1 protein-coding gene is annotated in these 548 nt (G+C 60.4%); it reads left to right on the top strand.

All coding sequences use genetic code 11. The features are described 5' to 3' along the window. Positions 1-121 precede the first annotated feature (121 nt). The coding region (locus JFY56_RS24135; protein ID WP_208316819.1) for an immunoglobulin heavy chain variable domain-containing protein at positions 122-548 on the top strand (427 nt) is incomplete at its 3' end.

Raw genomic sequence — 548 nt, 5'->3', positions numbered from 1 at the left:
TCTGGCTAACTAGAGAACCCACTGCTTACTGGCTTATCGAAATTAATACGACTCACTATAGGGAGACCCAAGCTGGCTAGCGTTTAAACTTAAGCTTGGTACCGAGCTCGGATCCGCCACCATGGACTGGACATGGAGAATCCTGTTTCTGGTCGCCGCCGCCACCGGAACCCACGCCGAAGTGCAGCTGCTGGAATCTGGAGGGGGCCTGGTGCAGCCCGGCGGCAGCCTGAGGCTGTCCTGCGCCGCCAGCGGCTTCACCTTCTCCAGCTACGCCATGAACTGGGTGCGCCAGGCCCCAGGCAAGGGACTGGAGTGGGTGTCCGCCATCACCATGAGCGGCATCACCGCCTACTACACCGACGACGTGAAGGGCCGCTTCACCATCTCCCGGGACAACAGCAAGAACACCCTGTACCTGCAGATGAACTCCCTGAGGGCCGAGGACACCGCCGTGTACTACTGCGCCAAGGAGGAGTTCCTGCCAGGAACCCACTACTACTACGGAATGGACGTGTGGGGACAGGGAACCACCGTGACCGTGTCCA

The organism is Pseudomonas schmalbachii (genome assembly GCF_017589465.1).
In the GTDB taxonomy this organism is placed as follows: domain Bacteria; phylum Pseudomonadota; class Gammaproteobacteria; order Pseudomonadales; family Pseudomonadaceae; genus Pseudomonas; species Pseudomonas schmalbachii.
Note: the sequence above shows the minus strand (reverse complement) of the source record. Positions and strands in the feature narration are given on the sequence as shown.